This window comes from Brevundimonas sp. SS2672, assembly GCF_059579685.1.
In genome coordinates, this window is record NZ_CM184201.1 from 313953 (window position 1) to 335525 (window position 21573).

General features: G+C 69.1%; 20 protein-coding genes. 14 read left to right on the top strand and 6 right to left on the bottom strand.

The window, feature by feature from the left end; all coding sequences use genetic code 11:
- Window positions 1-416 precede the first annotated feature (416 nt).
- The gene (locus AC52GN_RS01580) at window positions 417-767 is read right to left on the bottom strand and encodes an endonuclease domain-containing protein (RefSeq protein WP_496527964.1); all 351 of its coding nucleotides are present in this window, start codon (window positions 765-767) and stop codon (window positions 417-419) included.
- Between the two features lie 539 nt (window positions 768-1306).
- Between AC52GN_RS01580 and AC52GN_RS01585 the strand changes: the two genes are divergently transcribed.
- On the top strand, window positions 1307-1744 hold the full coding sequence (locus AC52GN_RS01585) for a hypothetical protein (RefSeq protein WP_496527965.1): 438 nt from the start codon (window positions 1307-1309) through the stop codon (window positions 1742-1744).
- 18 nt (window positions 1745-1762) lie between these two features.
- Here AC52GN_RS01585 and uvrB read toward each other — a convergent pair whose 3' ends face one another.
- Window positions 1763-4078: an excinuclease ABC subunit UvrB gene (gene uvrB, locus AC52GN_RS01590; RefSeq protein WP_496527966.1), complete on the bottom strand. Its 2316-nt coding sequence runs from the start codon at window positions 4076-4078 to the stop codon at window positions 1763-1765.
- A gap of 129 nt (window positions 4079-4207) precedes the next feature.
- Between uvrB and AC52GN_RS01595 the strand changes: the two genes are divergently transcribed.
- The 4 genes from AC52GN_RS01595 (at window position 4208) to AC52GN_RS01610 (ending at window position 8283) form a co-directional block, all read left to right on the top strand.
- A complete protein-coding gene (locus AC52GN_RS01595) occupies window positions 4208-5344 on the top strand; it encodes a beta-ketoacyl-ACP synthase III (RefSeq protein WP_496527967.1) in 1137 nt (378 codons plus the stop codon).
- Entirely contained in the window at window positions 5284-6024 is a 741-nt protein-coding gene (locus AC52GN_RS01600) for an iron-containing redox enzyme family protein (protein ID WP_496527968.1), read from the top strand. Before AC52GN_RS01595 ends, AC52GN_RS01600 begins: the two co-directional genes overlap by 61 nt.
- Window positions 6021-6950, top strand: coding sequence for a DUF6999 family protein (locus AC52GN_RS01605; RefSeq protein WP_455689989.1), 930 nt, complete (start codon window positions 6021-6023; stop codon window positions 6948-6950). Before AC52GN_RS01600 ends, AC52GN_RS01605 begins: the two co-directional genes overlap by 4 nt.
- Window positions 6951-7011: 61 nt before the next feature.
- A complete protein-coding gene (locus AC52GN_RS01610; RefSeq protein ID WP_496527969.1) occupies window positions 7012-8283 on the top strand; it encodes a dicarboxylate/amino acid:cation symporter in 1272 nt (423 codons plus the stop codon).
- On the opposite strand, the gene AC52GN_RS01615 is transcribed toward AC52GN_RS01610, so the two are convergent.
- From AC52GN_RS01615 to AC52GN_RS01625, 3 genes are all read right to left on the bottom strand, one after another.
- On the bottom strand, window positions 8280-8489 hold the full coding sequence (locus tag AC52GN_RS01615; RefSeq protein WP_343828497.1) for a hypothetical protein: 210 nt from the start codon (window positions 8487-8489) through the stop codon (window positions 8280-8282). The genes AC52GN_RS01610 and AC52GN_RS01615 overlap by 4 nt on opposite strands.
- A gap of 224 nt (window positions 8490-8713) precedes the next feature.
- Window positions 8714-10630 (bottom strand): zinc carboxypeptidase, encoded by a 1917-nt coding sequence (locus tag AC52GN_RS01620; protein WP_496527970.1) that lies wholly within the window; start codon window positions 10628-10630, stop codon window positions 8714-8716.
- Entirely contained in the window at window positions 10549-11343 is a 795-nt protein-coding gene (locus AC52GN_RS01625; RefSeq protein WP_496527971.1) for a M14 family zinc carboxypeptidase, read from the bottom strand. The genes AC52GN_RS01620 and AC52GN_RS01625 overlap by 82 nt, the downstream gene beginning before the upstream one ends.
- Window positions 11344-11555: 212 nt before the next feature.
- Between AC52GN_RS01625 and AC52GN_RS01630 the strand changes: the two genes are divergently transcribed.
- The 5 genes from AC52GN_RS01630 to AC52GN_RS01650 all read left to right on the top strand — a co-directional run bounded on the left by AC52GN_RS01630 (window position 11556) and on the right by AC52GN_RS01650 (window position 15205).
- Complete coding sequence (locus tag AC52GN_RS01630; RefSeq protein ID WP_312218909.1) at window positions 11556-11879, top strand: PadR family transcriptional regulator; 324 nt, start codon at window positions 11556-11558, stop codon at window positions 11877-11879.
- A gap of 19 nt (window positions 11880-11898) precedes the next feature.
- Window positions 11899-13026, top strand: a complete 1128-nt coding sequence (locus tag AC52GN_RS01635; protein WP_496527972.1) for a hypothetical protein — start codon at window positions 11899-11901, stop codon at window positions 13024-13026.
- A gap of 72 nt (window positions 13027-13098) precedes the next feature.
- Window positions 13099-14217: a bifunctional transcriptional activator/DNA repair enzyme AdaA gene (locus AC52GN_RS01640; protein WP_496527973.1), complete on the top strand. Its 1119-nt coding sequence runs from the start codon at window positions 13099-13101 to the stop codon at window positions 14215-14217.
- Window positions 14198-14761 carry a methylated-DNA--[protein]-cysteine S-methyltransferase gene (locus AC52GN_RS01645; RefSeq protein ID WP_496527974.1) on the top strand — a complete coding sequence of 188 codons (564 nt, stop codon included), beginning with the start codon at window positions 14198-14200 and terminating at the stop codon, window positions 14759-14761. The genes AC52GN_RS01640 and AC52GN_RS01645 overlap by 20 nt, the downstream gene beginning before the upstream one ends.
- Window positions 14762-14800: 39 nt before the next feature.
- Window positions 14801-15205, top strand: a complete 405-nt coding sequence (locus tag AC52GN_RS01650) for a host attachment family protein (protein ID WP_338577950.1) — start codon at window positions 14801-14803, stop codon at window positions 15203-15205.
- Window positions 15206-15209: 4 nt separating this feature from the next.
- Here the strand turns inward: AC52GN_RS01650 and ilvA are convergent, their stop codons facing one another.
- Window positions 15210-16727 (bottom strand): threonine ammonia-lyase, biosynthetic, encoded by a 1518-nt coding sequence (gene ilvA / locus AC52GN_RS01655; RefSeq protein ID WP_496527975.1) that lies wholly within the window; start codon window positions 16725-16727, stop codon window positions 15210-15212.
- Between the two features lie 357 nt (window positions 16728-17084).
- On the opposite strand from ilvA, the gene nadA reads away from it, so the two are divergent.
- From nadA to nadC, 4 genes are read left to right on the top strand one after another with little or no spacing between them, the layout of a single operon-like run.
- Window positions 17085-18164, top strand: coding sequence for a quinolinate synthase NadA (gene nadA, locus AC52GN_RS01660; RefSeq protein WP_346520625.1), 1080 nt, complete (start codon window positions 17085-17087; stop codon window positions 18162-18164).
- 58 nt (window positions 18165-18222) lie between these two features.
- Window positions 18223-19101, top strand: a complete 879-nt coding sequence (locus AC52GN_RS01665) for a metalloprotease (RefSeq protein WP_496527976.1) — start codon at window positions 18223-18225, stop codon at window positions 19099-19101.
- A 4-nt stretch (window positions 19102-19105) separates the two neighbouring features.
- Window positions 19106-20674 carry an L-aspartate oxidase gene (locus tag AC52GN_RS01670; protein ID WP_496527977.1) on the top strand — a complete coding sequence of 523 codons (1569 nt, stop codon included), beginning with the start codon at window positions 19106-19108 and terminating at the stop codon, window positions 20672-20674.
- Complete coding sequence (gene nadC, locus AC52GN_RS01675; protein ID WP_496527978.1) at window positions 20675-21550, top strand: carboxylating nicotinate-nucleotide diphosphorylase; 876 nt, start codon at window positions 20675-20677, stop codon at window positions 21548-21550. It abuts the gene before it with no gap.
- Window positions 21551-21573: the final 23 nt, after the last annotated feature.

Consider the following 21573-nt stretch of genomic DNA (forward strand, 5'->3'; position numbering starts at 1 on the left):
CGCATCCTGGACCGCCCGGCGCGCTCCGCCCGACGCGCCGCTGGGCTCCCGCCCTCGACCGGCCGCCGCGACGGACGCCGCGCGGTCCGACAAGAACCCCGCTCCATCCGCTCCCGCCGCCCGCAAGGTCGCAGGCCTCACGAGCCCTCCATGCGACGGAACGAGGACAGGGTGGCATGGCGGCGAGGTAGGGCGGGCTGAAAGGGGATAGCGGAGGAGGAAAGGCGGGGATTTGCTGGGCTTGGGGCGGGGAAGTTGGCGGGTTCGTCCTTCTCCCTTTGCGGGAGAAGGTGGCGGCCGGAGACCGACGGATGAGGGGTTTCTCACTCGAGGACGAAGGCGATCGGCCACCCACAGCGCGACCCCTCATCCGACCTCGTTCCGCTCGGCCACCGTCTCCCGCAAGGGGAGAAGGATCAGTCGCGCGTCAGCTTTTCATCGGCGGCCGCAATGATCGCCGCCAGCACCTCGTGGGGGCGGTTCTCGATCTGCGAGTTGGGAAAGCGCAATACCTGAAATCCCTGGCCGCGCAGCCAGTCGTCGCGAGTGGCGTCCTCGGCGCGCGCATCGTGCTGCGGCTCGTCGGCCTCGACGATCAGGCGATGACGCAGACAGACGAAGTCGGCGACATAGCGCCCGATCACGACCTGTCGCCGGAATTTCAGACCCTCCAGCCGCCGGTCCCGCAGAATGGCCCACGGCCGCCGCTCATAGAGGGCGGGTTCGCGACGCATCGCCTTGGCGCGAGAGTGCAGCCAGTCGTCCATGGGGCGAGGGGAGCCGTTTGATAGTGTGCGGCAAGCTTGCAAATTACATTGACGTAAGTACAAGAGGTGAGAACATATTGGGAACCAGATTCGCGACGATTGAGGTTGGCGCGGGTCAGCCACACTGTATGGAAGCACGATAAATGACGTCGTATTACGTAAACAACAAAGCTCAGCCCAACGGCGATCACGAGGTGCATACGTCGAGCTGTATCTATCTGCCGGCGGATCGCACCTACTTAGGCGAGCATGCTGGCTGCAGCACGGCTGTCGCCAAGGCCAAGCAATATTATTCGCAGTCTAATGGCTGCTACACTTGCAGCCGATCCTGCCACACGAGTTGAGTATTCAGGGCTGGTTCTCCTTTTCGGGGGAGTGTCTGGGGGCGGATGAAGAAGACCGCTCGCCAGCAGGCGTCGCGAGCCCCCTCATCCGTCAGCCTCAGGCTGACACTTTCTTCCGCAAAGGGAGAATGACGGTAACATTCGGCTCATACAGACCCGGCAGCTGAGAAAAAATCTGGAGCTTAGAAACGTACAGTGACCGACTGGGACAACCCGAGCGAATACGGCGAGCTAATTTTGGAAGCCAATGCCAACGCGGAATTTATCTCGGCTAAATTTGCCGATGTTCTGAGGGATATGATGCGCGCTTTTGCGTCTGATGATCCAGCTGTTGCCACTATTCGGGCTGCGACCAATCTATCGATGATGTTCCAACTCATTCAAAGGTCGCCTGAGCCGATTAGTGCGCATCTGCTTTGCGTCAGTGCGACGGAAAATCTTCACGAGAACCGACCGGGTGATTTTCGACAAGAAGATCCGTGGGCTATCGCGGCTCGATCCGGTTTGAAGATGCTCGTGGAGCAGTCATGCTTTGACAACGCTGCACGTGGCCGTGCGTCCAAAAGGCAGGATGCCTTCGCTCGTGATGTTGGAGCACTTGGTCGGCGTTTGAGGCGGTATCTAGAAGACTAGGGTTTCACTTGCCGCCCCCTACCGCCCCTTCCTGAACGCCTCCGCCTTCTCCGCCGCCGCCTCCTTGCGCCAGCGTTTGGGGGCTGACTTGTCGACTTCCTCGCCTGCGCCCGTCAGGGCTTCGTTGGCGAACTCGAGGTCGAGGAGCTTCATCTTCTTGATCTCGTCGCGCAGGCGGGCGGCTTCCTCGAACTCGAGGTTGGCGGCGGCGTCGCGCATCCTGCCTTCCAGATCCTTGAGGGCGGCCTGGAAGTTGGAGCCGACGAAGGGCTTGGCCTCCTCGGCGACGCCGGGGCGGGTCAGGCGGTCCAGGTCGCGGGACTCATAGGGGCTGTCGAGGATCTCCTTGATGTCGCGCTTGACCGTCTCGGGCGTGATGCCGTGTTCGAGGTTGTAGGCCTGCTGCTTCTCGCGGCGGCGGTCGGTCTCGGCGATGGCGCGCTCCATCGAGCCGGTCATGCGGTCGGCGTAGAGGATGACGCGGCCGTCGACGTTGCGCGCGGCGCGGCCGATGGTCTGGATCAGGGAGGTCTCCGAGCGCAGGAAGCCCTCCTTGTCCGCGTCGAGGATGGCGACCAGGCCGCACTCGGGAATGTCGAGGCCCTCGCGCAGCAGGTTGATGCCGATCAGGACGTCGAATGAACCGAGGCGCAGGTCGCGCAGGATCTCGATCCGCTCCAGCGTGTCGACGTCGGAGTGCATGTAGCGGACGCGCACCCCTTGCTCATGCATGTATTCGGTCAGGTCCTCGGCCATCTTCTTGGTCAGGGTGGTGACCAGGGAGCGGTAGCCGGCGCGGGCGGTGGCCTTCACCTCGTCGATGACGTCGTCGACCTGGTTGCGGGTGGCGCCGGAGACGGGGCGGATCTCGACCGGGGGGTCGATCAGGCCGGTGGGGCGGATGACCTGTTCGGTGAAGACGCCGCCGGTCTTGTCCAGCTCCCAGGCGCCGGGGGTGGCCGAGACGAAGACGGTCTGGGGCCGCATGGCGTCCCATTCCTCGAACTTCAGCGGGCGGTTGTCGATGGCGGAGGGGAGGCGGAAGCCGTACTCGGCCAGAGTCGACTTGCGGCGGTAGTCGCCGCGGAACATGGCGCCGATCTGGCCGACGGTGACGTGGCTCTCGTCCACGAACAGCAGGGCGTTGTCGGGGATGTATTCGAAGAAGGTCGGCGGCGGCTCGCCCGGCGCGCGGCCGGTCAGCCAGCGGCTGTAGTTCTCGATGCCGGCGCAGGAGCCGGTGGCCTCCATCATCTCCAGATCGAAGCGGGTGCGCTGCTCCAGCCGCTGGGCCTCCAGCAGCTTGCCGTTCTCGACCATCCAGTCGAGCGTCTCCTTCAGCTCGGCCTTGATGCCGTTGACGGCCTGATTGAGCGTCGGGCGCGGGGTGACGTAGTGGCTGGCGGCGTAGACGGTGACCTCGTCCAGCGCATTGGTCTTCTTGCCGGTCAGGGGATCGAACTCGTCGATGGCCTCGATCTCGTCGCCGAACAGGCTGATGCGCCAGGCGCGGTCCTCGAGGTGGACGGGGAAGATCTCCAGCGTGTCGCCGCGCTTGCGGAACATGCCGCGCTCGAAGTGGACGTCGTTGCGCTTGTACTGCAGGGCGATGAGGTCGGCGCGCAGCTTGGTCTCGTCGATCTGGTCCCCGACCTTCAGGCCGAAGGTCATGGCGGTGTAGGTCTCGACCGAGCCGATGCCGTAGATGCAGCTGACCGAGGCGACGACGATGACGTCGTCCCGCTCAAGAATCGCACGGGTGGCGGCGTGGCGCATCCGGTCGATCTGCTCGTTAATCGAGCTGTCCTTCTCGATGTAGGTGTCGGTGCGCGGGACGTAGGCCTCAGGCTGGTAGTAGTCGTAATAGCTGACGAAATATTCGACCGCATTGTCGGGGAAGAAGGCCTTGAACTCGGAATAGAGCTGGGCCGCCAGCGTCTTGTTGTGGGCCAGGATCAGGGCCGGGCGCTGGGTCTGTTCGATCACCTTGGCCATGGTGAAGGTCTTGCCCGAGCCGGTCACGCCCAGCAGCACCTGCTCGCGATCGCCCTCGTCGGCCTGGGCCACAAGCTCGGCGATGGCCGAGGGCTGGTCGCCGGCGGGCTGGTATTTCGTCTCCAGCCGGAAGGGGATGCGCTTCTTGTTGGTCGGCCGGTCGGGGCGGTGGGGGACCCAGTCGGCGGGGGCGGCGGGCGCCTCCTCGGGCGTCAGGCGCGGCCCGTTCACCGGCGCGAAGGCGGGCGCACGACCGTGGTCGAAGGCGACGGGCGCCTCGCCGAGGCCGGCATTGGGCGTGTGGACGGGCTTGGTCGGTTTCGCAGGAGAACGGGCCATGAACATGAAGGTAATGCGTGCGCCTGCGCGACGCTAGGGCGAGCGGAACGGCGATTCCGATAAAGCGCGGCGTCCGAACCGACGCTTTCCGGCTTGTGCGGCGTCGGGCGCGTCGCCAAGGTTCGCGCCATGAGTATGCTTCGCGACGTCTTCATCACCGGGACCGGCGCCGTGCTGCCCGGCGAGCGGATCGGCAACGATCGGATGGAGGACTTCATCGGCCGCATCGGCGGGCGGGCGTCCGCCGTCGGGCGCCGCGCCCTGCGCTGGAACGGGATCGAGGGGCGGCATTACGCCCTGAACGTTGACGGCGAACCGCTGCACTCCAACGCCTCCATGTGCGCCGGGGCGGTGCGGGCGGCGCTGGATGGGGCGGGGCTAAGCCTGGGCGATCTGCAGCATCTGGGCGCGGCGGCGACGCAGGGCGACTATCTGGTGCCCGGCCACGCCAGCGCGGTTCAGGCCGAACTGGGCGCGGGGCCGCTGGAGGCGTTCAGCTATCAGTCCGTCTGCGCCAGCGCCCTGATGGCGGCCAAGGGGGCGTGGCTGAGCGTGCGGGCGGGGGAGGCGGAGGTCGCCGCCGCCTGTGCGGGCGAGTTCTCGTCACGCTGGTTCCGCCCTCATTTCTATGAGGGCACGGCGCTGGTGGATGAGAAGGGCCGGGCGCGGATCGAGGCGGACTTTCTGCGCTTCACCCTGTCGGACGGGGCGGGCGCCGTGGTGATGGAGCCGAGGCCGAAACCCGAGGGGCTGAGCCTCAAGGTCGAGTGGATCGACATGACCTCGCTGGCCGGGCGTTTCGATCCCTGCATGTGGGCGGGATCGACGCCGCAGGCACGCGCCGACATGACCAGCGCCTGGAGCCACGCCGGACCGGCGGCGGCCCATGCGGCCGGGGCGGTGGCCCTGTTGCAGGACTTCGAGCTGCTGAAGATCGTCATCCGCGCCTGGATCGGCGTCTGGCTGGAGAAGGTGGACGCCGGAAGGATCGTCCCGGATCAGGTCGACCATCTGCTGTGTCACTACTCGGCGCGGTCGCTGCGTCAGGAGATCGTCGGCCTGCTGGAAAGCACCGCCGCGATGATCCCGGAAGGGAAGTGGTTCACGACCCTGTCCGACAGCGGCAATGTCGGCTCGGCCTCGATCTGGGTCATGCTGGACGCCTTCCTGAAGTCGGGACGCGGAAAGCGCGGAGACAGGGTGCTGTGCATCGTGCCCGAGAGCGGGCGGGCGATGATCGGCTTCATGATGCTGGAGATTGTGTGATGGCGGAACAACTGGCCGAGGCGGCGGTGGCCGATTGCTTGCGGAAGCTGGCGGTCGTCTTCGCCGATTTCGAGCAGCGGCTGGAGGCCACGCCCCTGATCCGCAAGCTGACGCGGGGGCGGTTCGAGGTCGCCGACTACCACGCCTTCCTGATCAACCTGCGCCAGCAGGTGAAGGACGGGGCGCTGTGGATGAGCCGGGCGGCGTCGAACATCGGCGAGGATCACCTGGAGCTGCGCTCGACCCTGATGCGCCATGCGGTGACGGAGCATCGGGATTTCCGTCTGCTGGAGGCGGACTTCACAGCCTCGGGCGGGGCGCTGGACGACATCCAGTCGGCGCCGAAGAATGTGGGGTCCGAGGCCCTGTCGGCCTGGATGTTCCATGAGGCGTCGAAGCCCGATCCCTTCGGCCTGCTGGGCGCCATGTTCATCATCGAGGGGCTGGGCTCGATCAAGGCGCGGCCGTGGGGCCTGAAGGTGCAGGAGCGGCTGGAACTGCCCGACGAGGCGGTGCGCTTCCTGCTGTATCACGGCGACAACGACGCCGAGCACATGAAGGAGTTCGAGGAGATGCTGGGCATGGTCCTGCCCGATCCCTTCATCGCCGAACGCATCGTCACGACGGCCAAGGTGACGGCCCGCCTCTACGCCCTGCAGATCGAGGAGATCGCGGCGTGAGATACTACAAGCCGCACGAGGATCCGTTCGACCCCGCGCGGTTCGACCCCAAGGATCCCGATCCGTGGATGGCGCTGTATCTGGACCACAGTCTGCCGATCGACGACGGGGCCAAGCGCGATCTGTTGCTGGGGGCGCGGTCGCGGTCGCGGCGCTGGCTGTTCCCGGTGGCGCGGCCGCTGGTGTTCCTGTTCTTCTGTCTGGTGAAGGTGCTGCGGGTCATTTCGCCGAAATATCCGAACCTGAACGGCCTGCTGCACAAGACCATCCACTGGGGGCTGCGGACCTTTGTGACGCCCGAGGGCAACCGGGTGATCCTGCGGCACTTCCACGTCGGGTCCGAACTGACCGCCTTCGTGCGCGAGAATGCGGGCGTGGGCGACAAGGTGACGAAGTGGCCGCTGACGCCGACGCGGCTGAAGGACATCGAGCCGGACCTGTTCCTTCAGCACGACCTGAACATCTTCAACTTCGTCATCGAGATGAACGCCGCCCTGCGCGCCGAGGGGCGGGAGCTGACGCCGCCCGAGCGGATCGACTTCTCCATGATCTCGGACGAATTCCCGCCGTTCGAGGAGTTTCCGCGCAAATGGCACAACTTCGTCGACGTGCAGACGGCGGTGGAGTTCTACACCCCGATCTATGCGCTGATGCTGCCGCGCGACGACTTCGTGCGGGCGTCCAGTTCGCTGCAGCTGGATGAGGTGATGGCCATCTATATCGCCCGCATTCTGGGCACGAGCTACCACATGGCCTTCGTCAAGAACGGCCATCCGCTGGTGGCGCTGTCGACGCTGCAGGCGGGCTATCGGCTGATGATGCACGGGCTGGATTCAGAGGCCATGCACGGCTGGCTGCGGGTGATGAAGGCGCGCCAGGCGGCGGGCCTGCCGCTGGACCCGGCCAACTCGGGCGCGCCGAAGTAGGGCGTGGCGTCTACGGCGTTTTGCACTGGCGCGCGGCGCGGCGGCTGCTAGCGTGGCCGGTATGAAATCGGCGCTCTCCTTTCTGACCTCTCTCAGCACCCTGGTGCTGCTGTCGCTTGTGCTGGGCCTGCTGGCCGGGGCGGCGGCGCAGAAGTGGGGTCTGCCGGGCGGCCATGTCACGGCCGACTTCATCCAGGCGCTGGGCCAGCTGTGGCTGAATGCGCTGCGGATGACGATCATCCCGCTGGTGTTCAGCCTGCTGGTGACGGGCATCGCCTCCATCGCCGATGCGGCGAGAACCGGGCGTCTGGCGCTGAAGGCGGTGGCCTGGTTCGGGGGGCTGATCGTCTTTGCGACCGTCTACGCCGTCGCGGCGGCCTATGGGCTGCACGCCGTCTGGCCGATCGATCCCGAAGGCGCGCGCCTGCTGCTGGCGATCAAGCCGGAGGGCGCCGAGGGTCTGGGCGCCGGCGCGCCGTTCAGCGAGTTCGTCAAGACCATCGCCCCGTCCAACCCGATCCGCGCGGCGGCCGAGGACGCCATCCTGGGCATGGTGGTGTTCGCCGTCTTCTTCGGCTTTGCGGCCTCGGGGCTGCCCGAGCGGCTGCGGGTTCCGCTGATCACCTTCTTCGAGGCGGTGGGCGAGACGATGATCGTCATCGTCCGCTGGGTGCTGAGCGTCGCGCCGCTGGGCGTCTTCGCCCTGTCGGTCGGGGTGGGGCTGACGGCGGGGGCGAGCGCGGCGGGGGTGCTGCTGCACTATGTGGCGCTGATCTCGCTCGCCTGCATCGGCATCGGCCTGATCTTCTATCCGCTGGCCGTCATCTTCGGGCGGGTGAGCCTGGGCCGGTTCGCGCGGGCGGCGGCGCCGGCGCAGGTGGTGGCCTTCTCGACCCAGTCGTCGCTGGCCAGCCTGCCGGTCATGGTCGAGCGGGCGGTCGACGAACTGGGCGTCAGGCGGGCCACGGCGGGCCTGGTCCTCCCGCTGGCGGTGGCGGTGTTCCGCATCACCAGCCCGGTCGCCAATCTGGGCGTGGCCATTTATTGCGCCCATCTGTTCGGGCTGGAGCCTTCGGCGGGACAACTGCTGGCGGCCATGCTGACGGCGGTGCTGATCTCGATCGGCACGGTGGGGTTGCCCGGTCAGGCCAGCTTCTTCGCCTCCATCGCCCCGATCTGCATCGCCATGGGCGTGCCGCTGGAGCTGCTGCCGCTGCTGCTGGCGGTCGAGGTCGTGCCCGACATCTTCCGCACCCTGGGCAACGTCACCGCCGATCTGGCCGTGGTGCGCATCGTCGAGGGCGCAGAGGCGACGGACAACCGCCTCCCTTAGTCCTCCATCGCTTCGAACATGGCCTCGGCCTCGTCGAAGTCGTCGTAGTCGAGCCGCTCGGGCGGGCGCAGGATGACGAAGCGGCTGAGGACGGGCGCGTCCGGCTCGGGGCGACGGTCCCATTGCCAGAAGCTGCGGTCGATCCGGCTTTGCAGCAGGGTCCAGTCGCCGTCGTCGGCCGGCGGGCGTGGCGTGTGGAAGGTCATGCGCATCAGCTCCCCTGCTGGCGGAAGCAGGAAAGCCTGCGTAGGCTCGAGTTGTCAAAGCTGGTGCGTTGTTCCTTCTCCCCTTGCGGGAGAAGGTGGACGGCGAAGCCGGACGGATGAGGGGTCTGTTTGACGTTTGACGAGAGGCCGAGGCTGAGGTCTCGCAACCCCTCATCCGACCTCACTCCGTTCGGCCACCTTCTCCCGCAAGGGGAGAAGGGCGGTTAATCGCCCCTCGTCCCTGAGGTATGCGCCGGTCCCCGGAACACCGCGTTGAGGAACAGCGGCTTCAGCCCTTCCAGGAAGGCGCGCATGGTCACGTCCTGGGTGAAGGCGACGACCTGGCCGCGACCGACCTCGGAGGCCATGGCGACGGGCTTGTAGGCCAGCTGACGACGGTTCTCGGCCCACAGTTGGCCCGACGCCAGCACCTGATCCGGGCCGGCCAGGCGCACGACGTTGATTCCCTGGTCGCGGGCCAGCGGGGTGTAGATGTCCGAGCCGCGCACCATGACGCTGAGGGTCGGGGCGACGCCCGCGCCCAGCCAGTGTTCGTTGTCGACCACGGCGCTGGCGAGGACGCCCGCGACCGGATCGGGCGCCCCGCCGTGGTGGCCGGTCAGGGCCAGGTATTCGGCGTCGGTGGCGATCTCGCTGCCGCCGTCCTTCTTGTCCTTGTCGCCGTCGCCGGAGAGGGCGCTCTCGCGGCGGCTCTCCAGCAGCTTGGAGTCGGGATCGGTCAGCAGACGGCTGGCCGAGCCGACGCCGATCAGGACGCCGCCCGCCTGGACCCAGGCGCGCAGGTTGGCGACGCCGCTTTCGCCCAGGATCTGCTCATAGTTTCCGCCCGACGGCAGGATCAGCACCTGGTAGCGGGACAGGTCGGCGTTCGCCAGGCGGCGGGTGCGCACGGCCGTGACCGGCCAGCCGTATTCGCGCTCCAGCACATGGCGGATGGAGCCGGCGGATTCCGGCTCGGTCGGGTCGTCCCAGGCCATGGCGACGCGCGGGCCGGCGATGATCGTCGCCTTGTCCGAACCGACGCTGGGGCCGCTGGAGACCCAGGAGGTGGCGAGCGGCGTCACCTGGGCGCCGCTGCCGGCGGCCAGACGGCGGACGTGTTCGTCCAGGTCGTCGGGCGAACCGGCGCGCGTCACGATGAAGGTTCCGCCCGGATAGGCGCGGCCGTCCAGGGTGAAGGGCTCCTCGACCGAGCGGACCGGCAGCTTGTCGGTCAGGGCGGCGGTCAGGAAGCGCATCCCCGCCGTGCCCGGATGGATGGCGTAGCCATAGGTCGCGTCGCCGGACGCCACGGCGGCGGGACGGATCAGTTCGGGGCCGACCGCGGCCGTCTGCACCGACGGAGCGCCGGTGCAGCGCTGGCTCGGCACATTGAACAGCAGGGGCAGGGACCAGCCGGTCAGGTCGTAGATCTCATCGCCCAGGCCGCGCGCGCGGCGGGCTTCCTGCTCGGCCAGGAATTTGGGGTCGAGCGGCACGTCCTTGGCCAGCAGGGTCTCGGCCATGCGGCGCTGGGGCTGGGCCAGGTTCACGATGTAATCGCCCGCCTGATAGGTCTGGCCGCAGGCGGAGAAGGATGCGGTCGCGCGCCCGACCTCCAGCCCCGAACGCACCAGCAGGCCCGCCAGCTTGTCGGCGGCGGCCGGGTCGGCGGCGGCGGAGCGCGACAGGACATAGGCGCCGCGACCGCCCGAAATCCCGTCGCGGTGGAAGGCGTAGAAGTCGCTGAGCAGCTTCTCGCGGTCGCGGGCGGCGGTCTCGATGGTCGACAGGGTGGCGGTCAGGTGGCCCTTGACCGTGTCGGCGTAGGTCAGCATTTCGCCAGACGAGCGGCGCGCCAGCAGGCCGCGCGACGAGCCCTGCTCATAGGTCATGGAGACGGCGCCGAAATAGGCGGGCCAGCCGTCGCCGTAGCCGGGATAGAAGGCGTCGAAGGTCTCGCGCGTGAAATAGTCCAGCCCGGCCTGGTCGAAGCGTCCGGCGGTGTTGCGGCCGAAGCGTTCGCGGGCGTCCAGAATCGGCGGATATATCCACGGGTTCAGCGGCTGAGCTTCGGGGGGAAGAAGAAGCTGGAGTCGGTGCCCATCTCGTGGGAATCGACCACCACTTGCGGGCGCCATTCGCGGATGAGGGCCGAGTGGCCCTGCGTCTCCGGCTGGGACTGGATGAACCAGTCGCGGTTCAGGTCGAACAGATTGTGGTTGTAGCGGCCGGACGGCCACGGCTCGGCCCGCTCCGCCGACAGGGGATCGCCGTTGGGCTGGGCGCCCAGACCGGCTTCGAAGCTGTTGATGAAGCGCTCGCGCCCGTCGGGGTTCTGGGTCGGGACGAAGACGACCACGACGTTCTCCAGCCAGCCCTGCGCCTCGGCGTCGAGGCCGTCGGTCAGGCGGCGCGCGGCGATCAGGGCGGCGTCGGCGGGGCTGATCTCATTGCCGTGGACGGAATAGGCCATCCAGACGATGGCGGGGGTGTCGTTGATCAGGGCGCGAGCCTGCTCGGGGCTGGTCCTGCGCGGGTCGGCCAGGGCGTTGGTCGCGGCCTTGATGGCGTCCAGACGGGCGATGTTGCGCGGCGAGCCGACGGCGGCCCAGAACAGGGGGCGGCCTTCCCACGTCTGGGCGTAGTCGCCCATGACCATGCGGTCGGGATTGGCGGTCCGCAGCGCCTCGAAATAGCGGCGCACATCGGCCGAGCGGGTGATGCGCTCGCCGCTGTCGTGGCCGACGACGGCCTGAAGCTCGGGCGGGTTCTGCTGAGCCAGGGCGGGCGCGGCGCCCAGGGCCAGGCTGAGCGCCAGCAAGGAACAGGCGGCGCGGCGACGAGACGACATAAGAAAACTCCCCCTTCAGATCGACGACCTTAACCGTGGAGCCGAGGCGAAGGAAGCGGCGCCGCGCCGTCATTTCTTCCGCTTTGCACGCCGTATTTCGACAGGGATTAGGCGGTTCGCCGTCCGGGATAGCGAAGGTCGTTGACAGCCTCATACAGTATGTCGCATACACTGTGTGTCACACACTATGTGGCGGCAGGTGAGGCGACGCCGTGGACCGGGAACTGTTCGAGACGATGCGGCTGGAGCTGCGGCGCGGGACGCTGGTCCTGGCGGTGCTCGCCTGCCTGCGGACCGAACGCTACGGCTACACCCTGCGTCAGGCGCTGGCGGCGGACGGGCTGGAGATGGAGGAATCCACCCTCTACCCCCTGCTGCGGCGGCTGGAGGGGCAGGGGCTGCTGACCAGCGAATGGCGCGAGGAGGAGAAGCGCAAGAAGCGCTTCTACGTCCTGTCGCCGGGGGGCGAGGCCATGCTGGCCGCCCTGACCGAGGAATGGCGCGGCATCAACGCCTCGCTGGAACGATTGCTCTGAAGGGACGGGAGAGGGCGCGATGGACATCATCGAACGCTATCTGGAGGCCGTGGCGGCGCAGCTGCCGACCGAGGACCGCGAGGACATCGTCGCCGAGCTGCGCGACCTGATCCTGAGCCGCGTCGAGGCGCGCGAGGAGGAGCTGGGCCGGGCGCTGAGCGACGAGGAGAAGGAGGTGATCCTGCACGAGATCGGCCACCCGCTGATCGTCGCCGCCCGCTATCGCAAGGGCCCGGACAGCCTGATCGGGCCGGAGCTGTTCCCCTATTGGCTGTTCGGGGCCAAGGCCGGGCTGATCGTCATCGCGGCGGTGCAGGCGCTGGGGCTGCTGATCAGCGTGCTGGGCGCGCCGGCCGATTTCGGGCGAGCGATCAGCCAGGCCTTCCACGGCTTCTTCTCCGGAGGGCTGACCCTGCTGGGGGCGCTGACGGTGGCCGGGGCGATCATGGAGCATTACGACATCAAGCCGAAGTGGCTGACGAAGTGGCGGGTGCGCGACCTGTCGGCCTTCGGCCTGGCCGATCCGGCGAAGTGGGGCGCGTCCCTGGCCGGAACCGAGAAGGCCAAGTCCGAGTGGTTGCCGAAGGGCGCGCGCGTCTGGGGCGTGACGGCGAATGACAAGCCGGGACTGGAGGCGCTGGCCTCCCTGATTGTCGGGGGCGTCTTCGTGATGTGGTGGATTGGCGTGATCCGCTTTCCGGGCCTGGGCGAGTTCTCCTTGAGAAGCGGCGCGGTGGGGATCGAGGCGGCGCCGGTGTGGGCGGCCCTTTACGGCCCCATCCTGGCCCTGGCCGTCGGCGGCATGGCGGTGGACGCGGTCAGCCTGATCCGTGGACGCGAGGGGCGGCTGACCTGGCTGATGAAGATCCCGCTGGCGGGCGCGGCGCTCTGGGTGCTGTGGCGGCTGTTTGATGCGGGCTGGTGGCTCACCCTGACCCAGGGCGCGGCGAGCGCCCGCGTCGAGGGCGGGACGACGAACATCAGCCTGGACGCCCTGCGCGCGGTGAACGATGCGGGCCGTGATCTGGATGGGACGGCCCTGACGCTGGGTACGGTGCTGACCTGGGTGTTCGCGGTGATGGCGATCAGCTTCGTGGTCAATATCGCGACCTATGTCTGGCGGCTCGCGACGACGCGCGAGGGGTAATCCGCCAGGCTGCGGCGCCGTCATGTCCGAAAACCGCGAGACACGGCGGCGCGGCGGGCGCATGTTGCGGGCATGGAAAACGCCCGCGACATGCTGGATCAGGAGGCCTGTTACCGGGCCGTCCTGACGCGCGACCCGCGCTTCGACGGGCGCTTCTTCACCTGTGTGAAGTCTACCGGGATCTATTGCCGCCCGGTCTGCCCGGCGCGGACGCCCAAGCGCGAGAACATGACCTTCGTCATCAGCGCGGCGGCGGCCGAGGAGGCGGGCTTTCGGGCTTGCCTGCGCTGTCGCCCCGAGACGGCGCCGGACATGGGCGCGTGGCGCGGCACTTCCAACACCGTCAGCCGGGCGCTGAACCTGATCGAGGCGGGGGCGCTCGATGAGGGCGACGTCGACGCCCTGGCCGCGCGGCTGGGGGTGGGCGAGCGGCACCTGCGCCGCCTGTTCCGCCAGCACTTGGGCGCCGCCCCGGTCAGCGTGGCCCAGACGCGCCGCGTTCTGCTGGCCAAGGCCTTGATCCACCAGACCGACCTGCCGATGGCCGAGGTGGCCATGGCCTCTGGATTCGGCAGCGTGCGCCGCTTCAATGAGACGTTTCAGGCCCTTTATGGACGGCCGCCGTCGGCGCTGCGGGCGCGGGCCGAGCGGCCGTGGGACGCCAGGTCGAATGAAGGGGTGCGGCTGAGCCTGCCCTATCGCCCGCCCTATGAGGTCGAGGCTATGTTGGCCGCCCTGAAGGCGAGCGGCGAGACGGTCGAGGGCGGTGTCTGGCGCCGCGTCCTGACCCCGGCGACGGACGGGGCGACGGGCGAGGTTTCGGCCCGGTTCGAGGCGGGCGACCGGCTGGCGGTGACGGCGGCGCTGGACGATCTGAAGGTTTTGCCGGGGGTGCTGGCGCGGGTGCGGCGGCTGTTCGACCTGTCGGCCGATCCCGAGGCGATCCGGCGCGACCTGGCGGCGGACCCTGTGCTGGCCCCGCTGGTCGAGGCGCGGTCGGGGCTGCGCCTGCCGGGCGTCTGGAGCGATGAGGCGGCCGACATGGCCAGCGACCGGCTTGAGGACGAACGGCTGGCGGAGCGGGCCGAGCGGTGGCGGCCCTGGCGGGCCTATGGCGTGCTGCACCTGCGCGAGGCGGGGATCGACGGCATGACGATCATGGAGAACGACGATGAAAAAGACGCAGCCTGAAGCCTTCACCCTGGACCGTATCGCCACGCCGGTGGGCGAGGTGCTGCTGGTCACCGATGCGGACGGCGCCGTGCGCGCCTTCGACTTCACCGACTATGAGGCGCGGATGATGAAGCTGCTGGCCCGCCACTACGGCGAGGCGCGGCTGACGCCGGGGCGGGCGCCGGAGGCGGTGCGGAACGCCGTGGCCGCCTATTTCGACGGCGATCTGACGGCGCTGGACGGGCTCGCGGTGAAGACCGGCGGCACGGACTTCCAGCGCGCGGTCTGGGCGGCGCTGCGGACCATTCCGGCGGGACGGACCTGGAGCTACGGCCAACTGGCCCAGGCCATCGGCAAGCCCGCCGCCGTGCGGGCCGTGGGCCTGGCCAACGGCGCCAATCCGATCGGCGTCATCGTGCCCTGCCACCGGGTCGTCGGGGCCAATGGAACCCTGACCGGCTATGCGGGCGGGCTGGAGCGCAAGCGCTGGCTGCTGGCGCACGAAGCGTCGCAGGACGGCCGCGATGATGGAACGGGACAGGGGGCGTTTGCGCTGGACTGACAGCGCCCTCCCTTTCGGCGCTCATTTTTCTGGAGTCTGATGATGAACCTGCCCAACGGGGCCCTGGTCGCCGTCGCCGACGGCGAGAAGCTGAGCCTGTTCCGCAACACCGGCCACAACCTCGACATCCAGCTCAAGCCGATGGCGACGCCCGAGATCCCCGAACGCCTGTCCGGCGCGCCGGGCCGCCGCTCCAGCGACGCCAACCCCGACAACGACACCCAGGCCGAGGACGGCTTCGCCATGGGCGTGGCCGAGGCGCTGAACCACATGGCCCTGACCAACAAGATCGAGGCTCTGGCCGTCGTCGCCGCGCCCAAGACCCTGGGCCAGCTGCGCAAGCATTGGCACAAGACGCTGGAGGAGCGTCTGGTCGGCGAGATTCCCAAGGCCCTGGCCGGCCGGCCGGCCGAAGAGATCGCCGAGGCGATCAGCCGGGCGTAGCCGTTCAGGCCGCCCCGTCCAGAAACAGGCGGCAGGCCGGGTTGTCGGTCTCGTCGGCGTAGGGGTAGCCCAGTTCGTCCAGCGCCTTCGTCAGGGCCGCCGCCTGGTCCGGCGGAACGCTGACCCCCGCCAGCACCCGGCCCGCGTCGTCGCCGTGGTTGCGATAGTGGAACAGGGTCAGGGCCCAGGCGGGCTGCAGGCTGTTGAGAAAGCGCAGGAAGGCGCCGGGCCGCTCGGGGAATTCGAAGCGCAGCAGCCGCTCGTGCGGCAGGCCGATGGTGCGCCCGCCGACCATGTGGCGCACGTGCAGCTTGGCGGTCTCGTTGTCGCTCATGTCGACGACGGAATAGCCGCCGGCGGTCAGGTGTCTGAGCAGGCTTTCGCGCTCGGCGGCGCCGTCGCGCAGGGCCACGCCGACGAAGATCTGGGCCGTGCCGTCGCCGGACCAGCGGTAGTTGAATTCCGTGATCGAGCGGCCGTCGAGGCTTTGCAGGAAGCGGTGGTAGTCCTCGCGCCGGTCGGGCATGGAGACGGCGAACAGGGCCTCGGCGCCCTCGCCGATCTCGGCCCGCTCGGCGACGTGGCGCAGGCGGTCGAAATTGACGTTGGCGCCCGAGTTTATCGCGACCAGCGCCCCCGATCCGGGGTTGCGCGCGGCCCAGGCCTTGAGCCCGGCCAGGGCGACGGCGCCCGACGGCTCGGCCACGGCGCGCACGTCGTCGAAGATGTCCTTCACGGCGGCGCAGATGGCGTCGGTGTCGACCAGCACGATCTCGTCCAGCAGATTGCGGCACAGGCGGAAGGTCTCGTCGCCTGCACGGCGCACGGCCACCCCGTCGGCGAACAGGCCGACCTGATCCAGATCGACGACGCGCCCGGCCTCGATGGCGCTCTTCATCGTCGGGGCCTCGGCCGGTTCCACGCCGATCAGCCGCGTCTCGGGGCGCAGGAAGCGGACGATGGCCGCCACGCCCGCCGCCAGCCCGCCGCCGCCGATGGGGATGAAGACGGCGTCGATCGGATCGGGGTGCTGGCGCAGGATCTCCAGCCCGACCGTGCCCTGGCCGGCGATGACGTCGGGGTCGTCGAACGGGTGGACGAAGGCGGCGCCGGTTTCTTTCTCTAGCGCGCGGGCGTGGGCGTAGGCGTCGTCGAAGCTTTCGCCGTGCAGCACGACCTGGCCGCCCAGACCCTGGACCGCCGCCACCTTGATGCCGGGCGTGGTGGTCGGCATGACGATGGTCGCCGCCGCGCCGCGTTTGGCCGCCGCCAGCGCCACCCCCTGCGCGTGATTGCCCGCCGAGGCGCAGATGACCCCGCGCGCCAGTTCGGCCTCGCTCAGGGCCGCGATCCGGTTGTAGGCGCCGCGGATCTTGAACGAGAAGACCGGCTGCAGATCCTCGCGCTTCAGCAGGGCCGGGCGGCCGATGCGGGCCGACAGCCGCTTCAGCGGATCGAGCGGAGTCTCCTCGGCCACGTCATAGACGCGGGCGGTCAGGATGCGGCGGACGGTGTCTTGCACGATGATCTCGGTCAGGCGGCGCAGGGGAGGATGAAGCGTGTCCCGGTCTAGGCGATGCTGCGACGCATGAGAATGAAAATTGCGCGCCTGTCCTTCTCCCCTTGCGGGAGAAGGTGGCGACCGAAGGTCGTCGGATGAGGGGTTTCGCAACCTTGAGCACTGGGCTTTAGCTTAATGGAAGGCGCAAAGAGACCCCTCATCCGTCTCGCTGCGCGAGCCGCCTTCTCCCGCAAGGGGAGAAGGATGCGCGTGGTTGATTTCCTTGCGCCGGGTGCGGAAGAGCCTACATTGTTTCTGCTTATGCTAAGTTTGAGCATAAGTCGGGGCCGCGCAGACGGCCGATAGGGAGTAGGGACGATGGCGGACGGCGCTTTCGGTCTGTCGAAGGAACTGGCGGAAGAAACCGCCCCGGTGTGGGAGAAGGTCAAGGACCACGTCACCCCGCTGGAGTGGCCCGAACAGGCCCGGCTGATCAGCGAGATCAACCGGCTGAAGCGCGAGCGCGACGCGGTCATCCTGGCCCACAACTACATGACGCCCGAGATTTTTCACGGGGTGGGCGACTATGTCGGCGACAGCCTGGGGCTGGCCAAGGAGGCCGCCAAGTCCAAGGCCAGGGTGATCGTTCAGGCGGGCGTTCACTTCATGGCCGAGACGTCCAAGATCCTGTCGCCGGACAAGACGGTGCTGATCCCCGACCTGCGCGCGGGCTGTTCGCTGGCGTCCTCGATCACGGGGGCGGACGTGCGGCTGATCAAGGAGCGGCATCCGGGCCTGCCGGTCGTCACCTATGTGAACACCACGGCCGATGTGAAGGCCGAGACGGACATCTGCTGCACCAGCGCCAACGCCGTGCAGGTCGTCGAATGGGCGGCGAAGGAGTGGGGCGTCGACAAGGTCATCCTGATCCCCGACGAATATCTGGCGCGCAACGTGGCGGCCCAGACGACGGTGGGCATCATCGCCTGGGCGGGACACTGCGAGGTGCACAAGCGCTTCACCACGCAGGACATCGCCGACATGCGCGACGCCTGGCCGGACGCCGAGGTGCTGGCTCACCCCGAATGCCCCGAAGAGATCCTGCGCGCCGCCGACTTCGCCGGTTCGACCGCCGCCATGACCGAATATGTCGAGAAGCGTCGGCCCAAGCGGGTGGTGCTGATCACCGAATGCTCGATGGCCTCCAACATCAAGGGGGACGTGCCCGAGGTGGAGTTCGTCGGCCCCTGCAACCTGTGCCCCCACATGAAGCGCATCACGCTGGAGAACATCCGCGACTGCCTGCTGCACATGCAGTTCGAGGTGACGGTGCCGGACGAGATGCTGGAGAAGGCGGCTCTGGCGGTGCAGCGGATGATCGACCTGCCGCCGCCGTCGAAGCCGGCGCGCTATGACCTGGTCAAGGCGCGGCATCATGTCGATGTGGAGCTGATCTGACGGCCCTGCGGCGACGCGGCCCGTTGCGGGGCCGTCGCCGCGCGCCCAGTTCGAATCCATGAGCGACACAGACAACACCCTTCCCCCCGGCGGCCGCAGGCCCGGACCCTGGGACCCGCGTCCGGAAGAGGCGGCGCCTGCGCCCGCGCGCGAGACGCCGCGCTACAGCGCGCGCCATGAAACGCCGCAGGAGGACAAGGGCCAGCACCCGGTCTGGGCGGTGGTCTCGACCCTGCTGATGGCGGGTTTCCTGTGGTTCCTGACCGGCAGCTGGGTGGTGGCGGGCGCCGTTCTGTTCGGCCTGTTCGTGCACGAGTACGGCCATGTGCTGGCGATGAACCGGGTCGGCATGGGCCCGGCGCGCATCTACATCATCCCCTTCCTGGGCGGGCTGGCGAAGGGCCAGCGCGAGCCGAAGAGCGAGTGGCACGGCGTGCTGGTGTCGCTGGCGGGACCGGCGTTCGGCCTGCTGGCCATGATCCCCTTCGTGGCCGTGGGCCTGGCGCTGAAGGCGCCGGAGTGGCTGATGGGCGCCTTCTTCATCGCCATGATCAATCTGCTGAACCTGCTGCCCGCGCCGCCGCTGGACGGCTCCAAGGCGCTGGGGCCGGTGCTGACGCGGGTGCATCCGCGGCTGGAGCAGGTCGCCCTGCTGGTCGTCGGCGGTCTGGCCGTGTGGTGGGGACTGTCGACGGGGCGATTCATCCTGGCGGTCTTTCTCGGGCTGGCGGTGTTCGGCCATCTGAAGCGCGGCGTCTGGCGCGCGGCGTGGGGGCGGCTGAGCTGGCCCGAGGCGGGGCGCAGCCTGGCCCTCTACCTGCTGACGGCCGTGGTCTGCGCGGCGGCGGCGATCGCCGCCTTGCTGCCGCTGACGGGCGGAGCGGTCGAGCCGGCCTTCGAGATGGGGCTGCGGTTCTTCGGCGTGGGGGCCCGTTAGGGCGATGGCGCGCATGCGGCATGATGGGCCTCTGATCATCGGCGGCGGGCTGGCGGGTCTGTCGGCGGCGCTGGAGGCGGCCGAGGCGCTGGGGTCGGACGGCAAGGTGCTGGTGGTGACGCCCGAGCCCTTGCTGAACGCCTGCTCTTCGGCGTGGGCGCAGGGCGGGATGGCGGCGGCCCTGTCGCCGCAGGACAGCGCGGCCCTGCACGCAAAGGACACCGAAGGCGCGGGCGCGGGTCTGGTCGAGGCCGAGGCGGCGCGCGCCCTGACGACGCGCGGGCGTGAGACGGTCGAGTGGCTGGCGACGCTGGGCGCGCCCTTCGACCGCGATGACGACGGCGGCTTCTCGGTCAGTCTGGAGGCGGCGCACAGCCTGCCGCGCGTGGCGCGGGTGGGCGGCGACGGCGCGGGCCGGGCCATATTGTCGGCCGTGGTCGCCGCCGCGCGGGCCACGAAGGCCATTGAGATCTGGGAAGACGGCCGGCTGCGCGGCCTGATCCGTGACGTCGACGGCCGGGTGCGCGGCGCGGTGATTGAGCGGCGCGGAGGCCGGTTGGACGAGGTGTTCGCGCCTGCGGTGGTTCTGGCCACCGGGGGCGTCGGCGGCCTGTTTGAGGCGACGACCAATCCATCGGCCCTGCGCGGCGAGGGGCTGGCGCTGGCCTGGCAGGCAGGGGCCGAAATTCTGGACCCCGAGTTCGTGCAGTTCCACCCGACGGCGATCGATGTGGGGCTGGACCCGGCGCCGCTGGCGACCGAGGCCCTGCGCGGCGAGGGGGCGCGGCTGGTCGATGGCGGCGGCGCCTTCCTGCTGGGCGATCATCCTGACGCCGATCTGGCGCCGCGGGACATCGTGGCGCGGGCGGTGCACGCGGCGCGGGTCGAGGGGCGCGGCGCCTTTCTCGATGCGACGAAGGCGGTGGGCGAGGCCTTTCCGCATGAGTTTCCGGCCGTCTTCGCCGCCTGCATGAGGGCCGGTCTGGACCCGCGCGTCAGCCCGATTCCGGTGGCGGCGGCGGCTCACTATCACATGGGCGGCATCGTCGCCGACGACGAGGGGCGTACGACCGTCCCCGGCCTGTTTGCGATCGGCGAGTGCGCGGCGACGGGGGTGCATGGGGCCAACCGGCTGGCGTCCAACTCCCTGCTGGAGGCGGGCGCCTTCGGGCGGCGCGCGGGTCGGGCGGCGGCGGGCGAGGTCCAGCCCGAGCGGCGGCCGCTGGCGGCTGTGCAGGCGATGACGGATCTGCCGCCCGAGGCGCTGGCGGCTTTGCGCGCGGCCATGACGCGCCATGCGGGCGTGGTGCGGGACGAGGCGGGGCTGGCAGCGCTGCTGGCCCTGATCGACGACCTGGCGAAGGCGCATTCGACGGCGGCGTGCCTGACGGCGGCGCGGCTGGTCGCCGAGGGGGCGCTGAACCGGCGCGAGAGCCGGGGCGGCCACTATCGCCGCGACTTCCCCGACAGCCTGCCGAGGGCGGAGCACACGCGGATGCGCGCAGCGCCGTCGCCTGCGCGCGACCAAGAGGCCGAGGCGGCGACGCTCGCCGCCCTGGCGGCCGTGATCTGAATGATGAAGGACGTTTCCGTGACCCGAACCCTGCCGGACCTGCTGATCGAGCCCGTGGTGCGCATGGCGCTGGCCGAGGATCTGGGGCGCACGGGCGATGTGACGGCGCAGGCCTGCATCCCCGAGGACGCCCGCTTCAGCGCCGTCTTCTGCGCGCGTCAGGCCGGGGTGATGGCGGGCGGTGCGGTGGTGCGGATCGCGGTCCACGCGCTGGACCCCCAGGCGACGGTGACGGTGAAGGTCGCCGACGGCGAGGCGTTCGAGGCCGGAGCCGTGCTGATCGCGGTCGAGGCGAACGCCTGCGCCCTGCTGTCGGCCGAGCGGACGGCGCTGAACCTGCTGGGCCGGATGTGCGGGATCGCGACCCTGACGCGGACCTATGTGCAGGCGGTCGAGGGGACGAAGGCGCGCATCGCCGACACCCGCAAGACCACGCCGGGGCTACGGGCGCTGGAGAAGCACGCGGTCGCCTGCGGCGGCGGGCTGAACCATCGCTTCGGGCTGGATGACGCCATCCTGATCAAGGACAACCACGTCGCCGTCTGCGGCGGGGCGGGCGAGGCGGTACGCCGGGCCAAGGCCTTCGCCCCCCACCTGATGAAGGTCGAGGTCGAAGTCGACGGCCTGGATCAGCTGGACGAGGTGCTGCCCGAGCGGCCGGACGTCGTCATGCTGGACAACTTCAGCCTGGACGACATGGCCGAGGCGGTGCGGCGGGTGCGGGACAGCGCCTTCGGATCGGTGGTGCTGGAGGCGTCGGGCGGGGTGAACCTGACCACGGTCGCAGGCATCGCCGCGACGGGCGTGGACGTCATCTCCGTGGGCGCCCTGACCCACTCGGTCATGCAACTGGACATCGGGCTGGACGCCGGCTGAGCGGACGCGGACCGGGGTTTTTC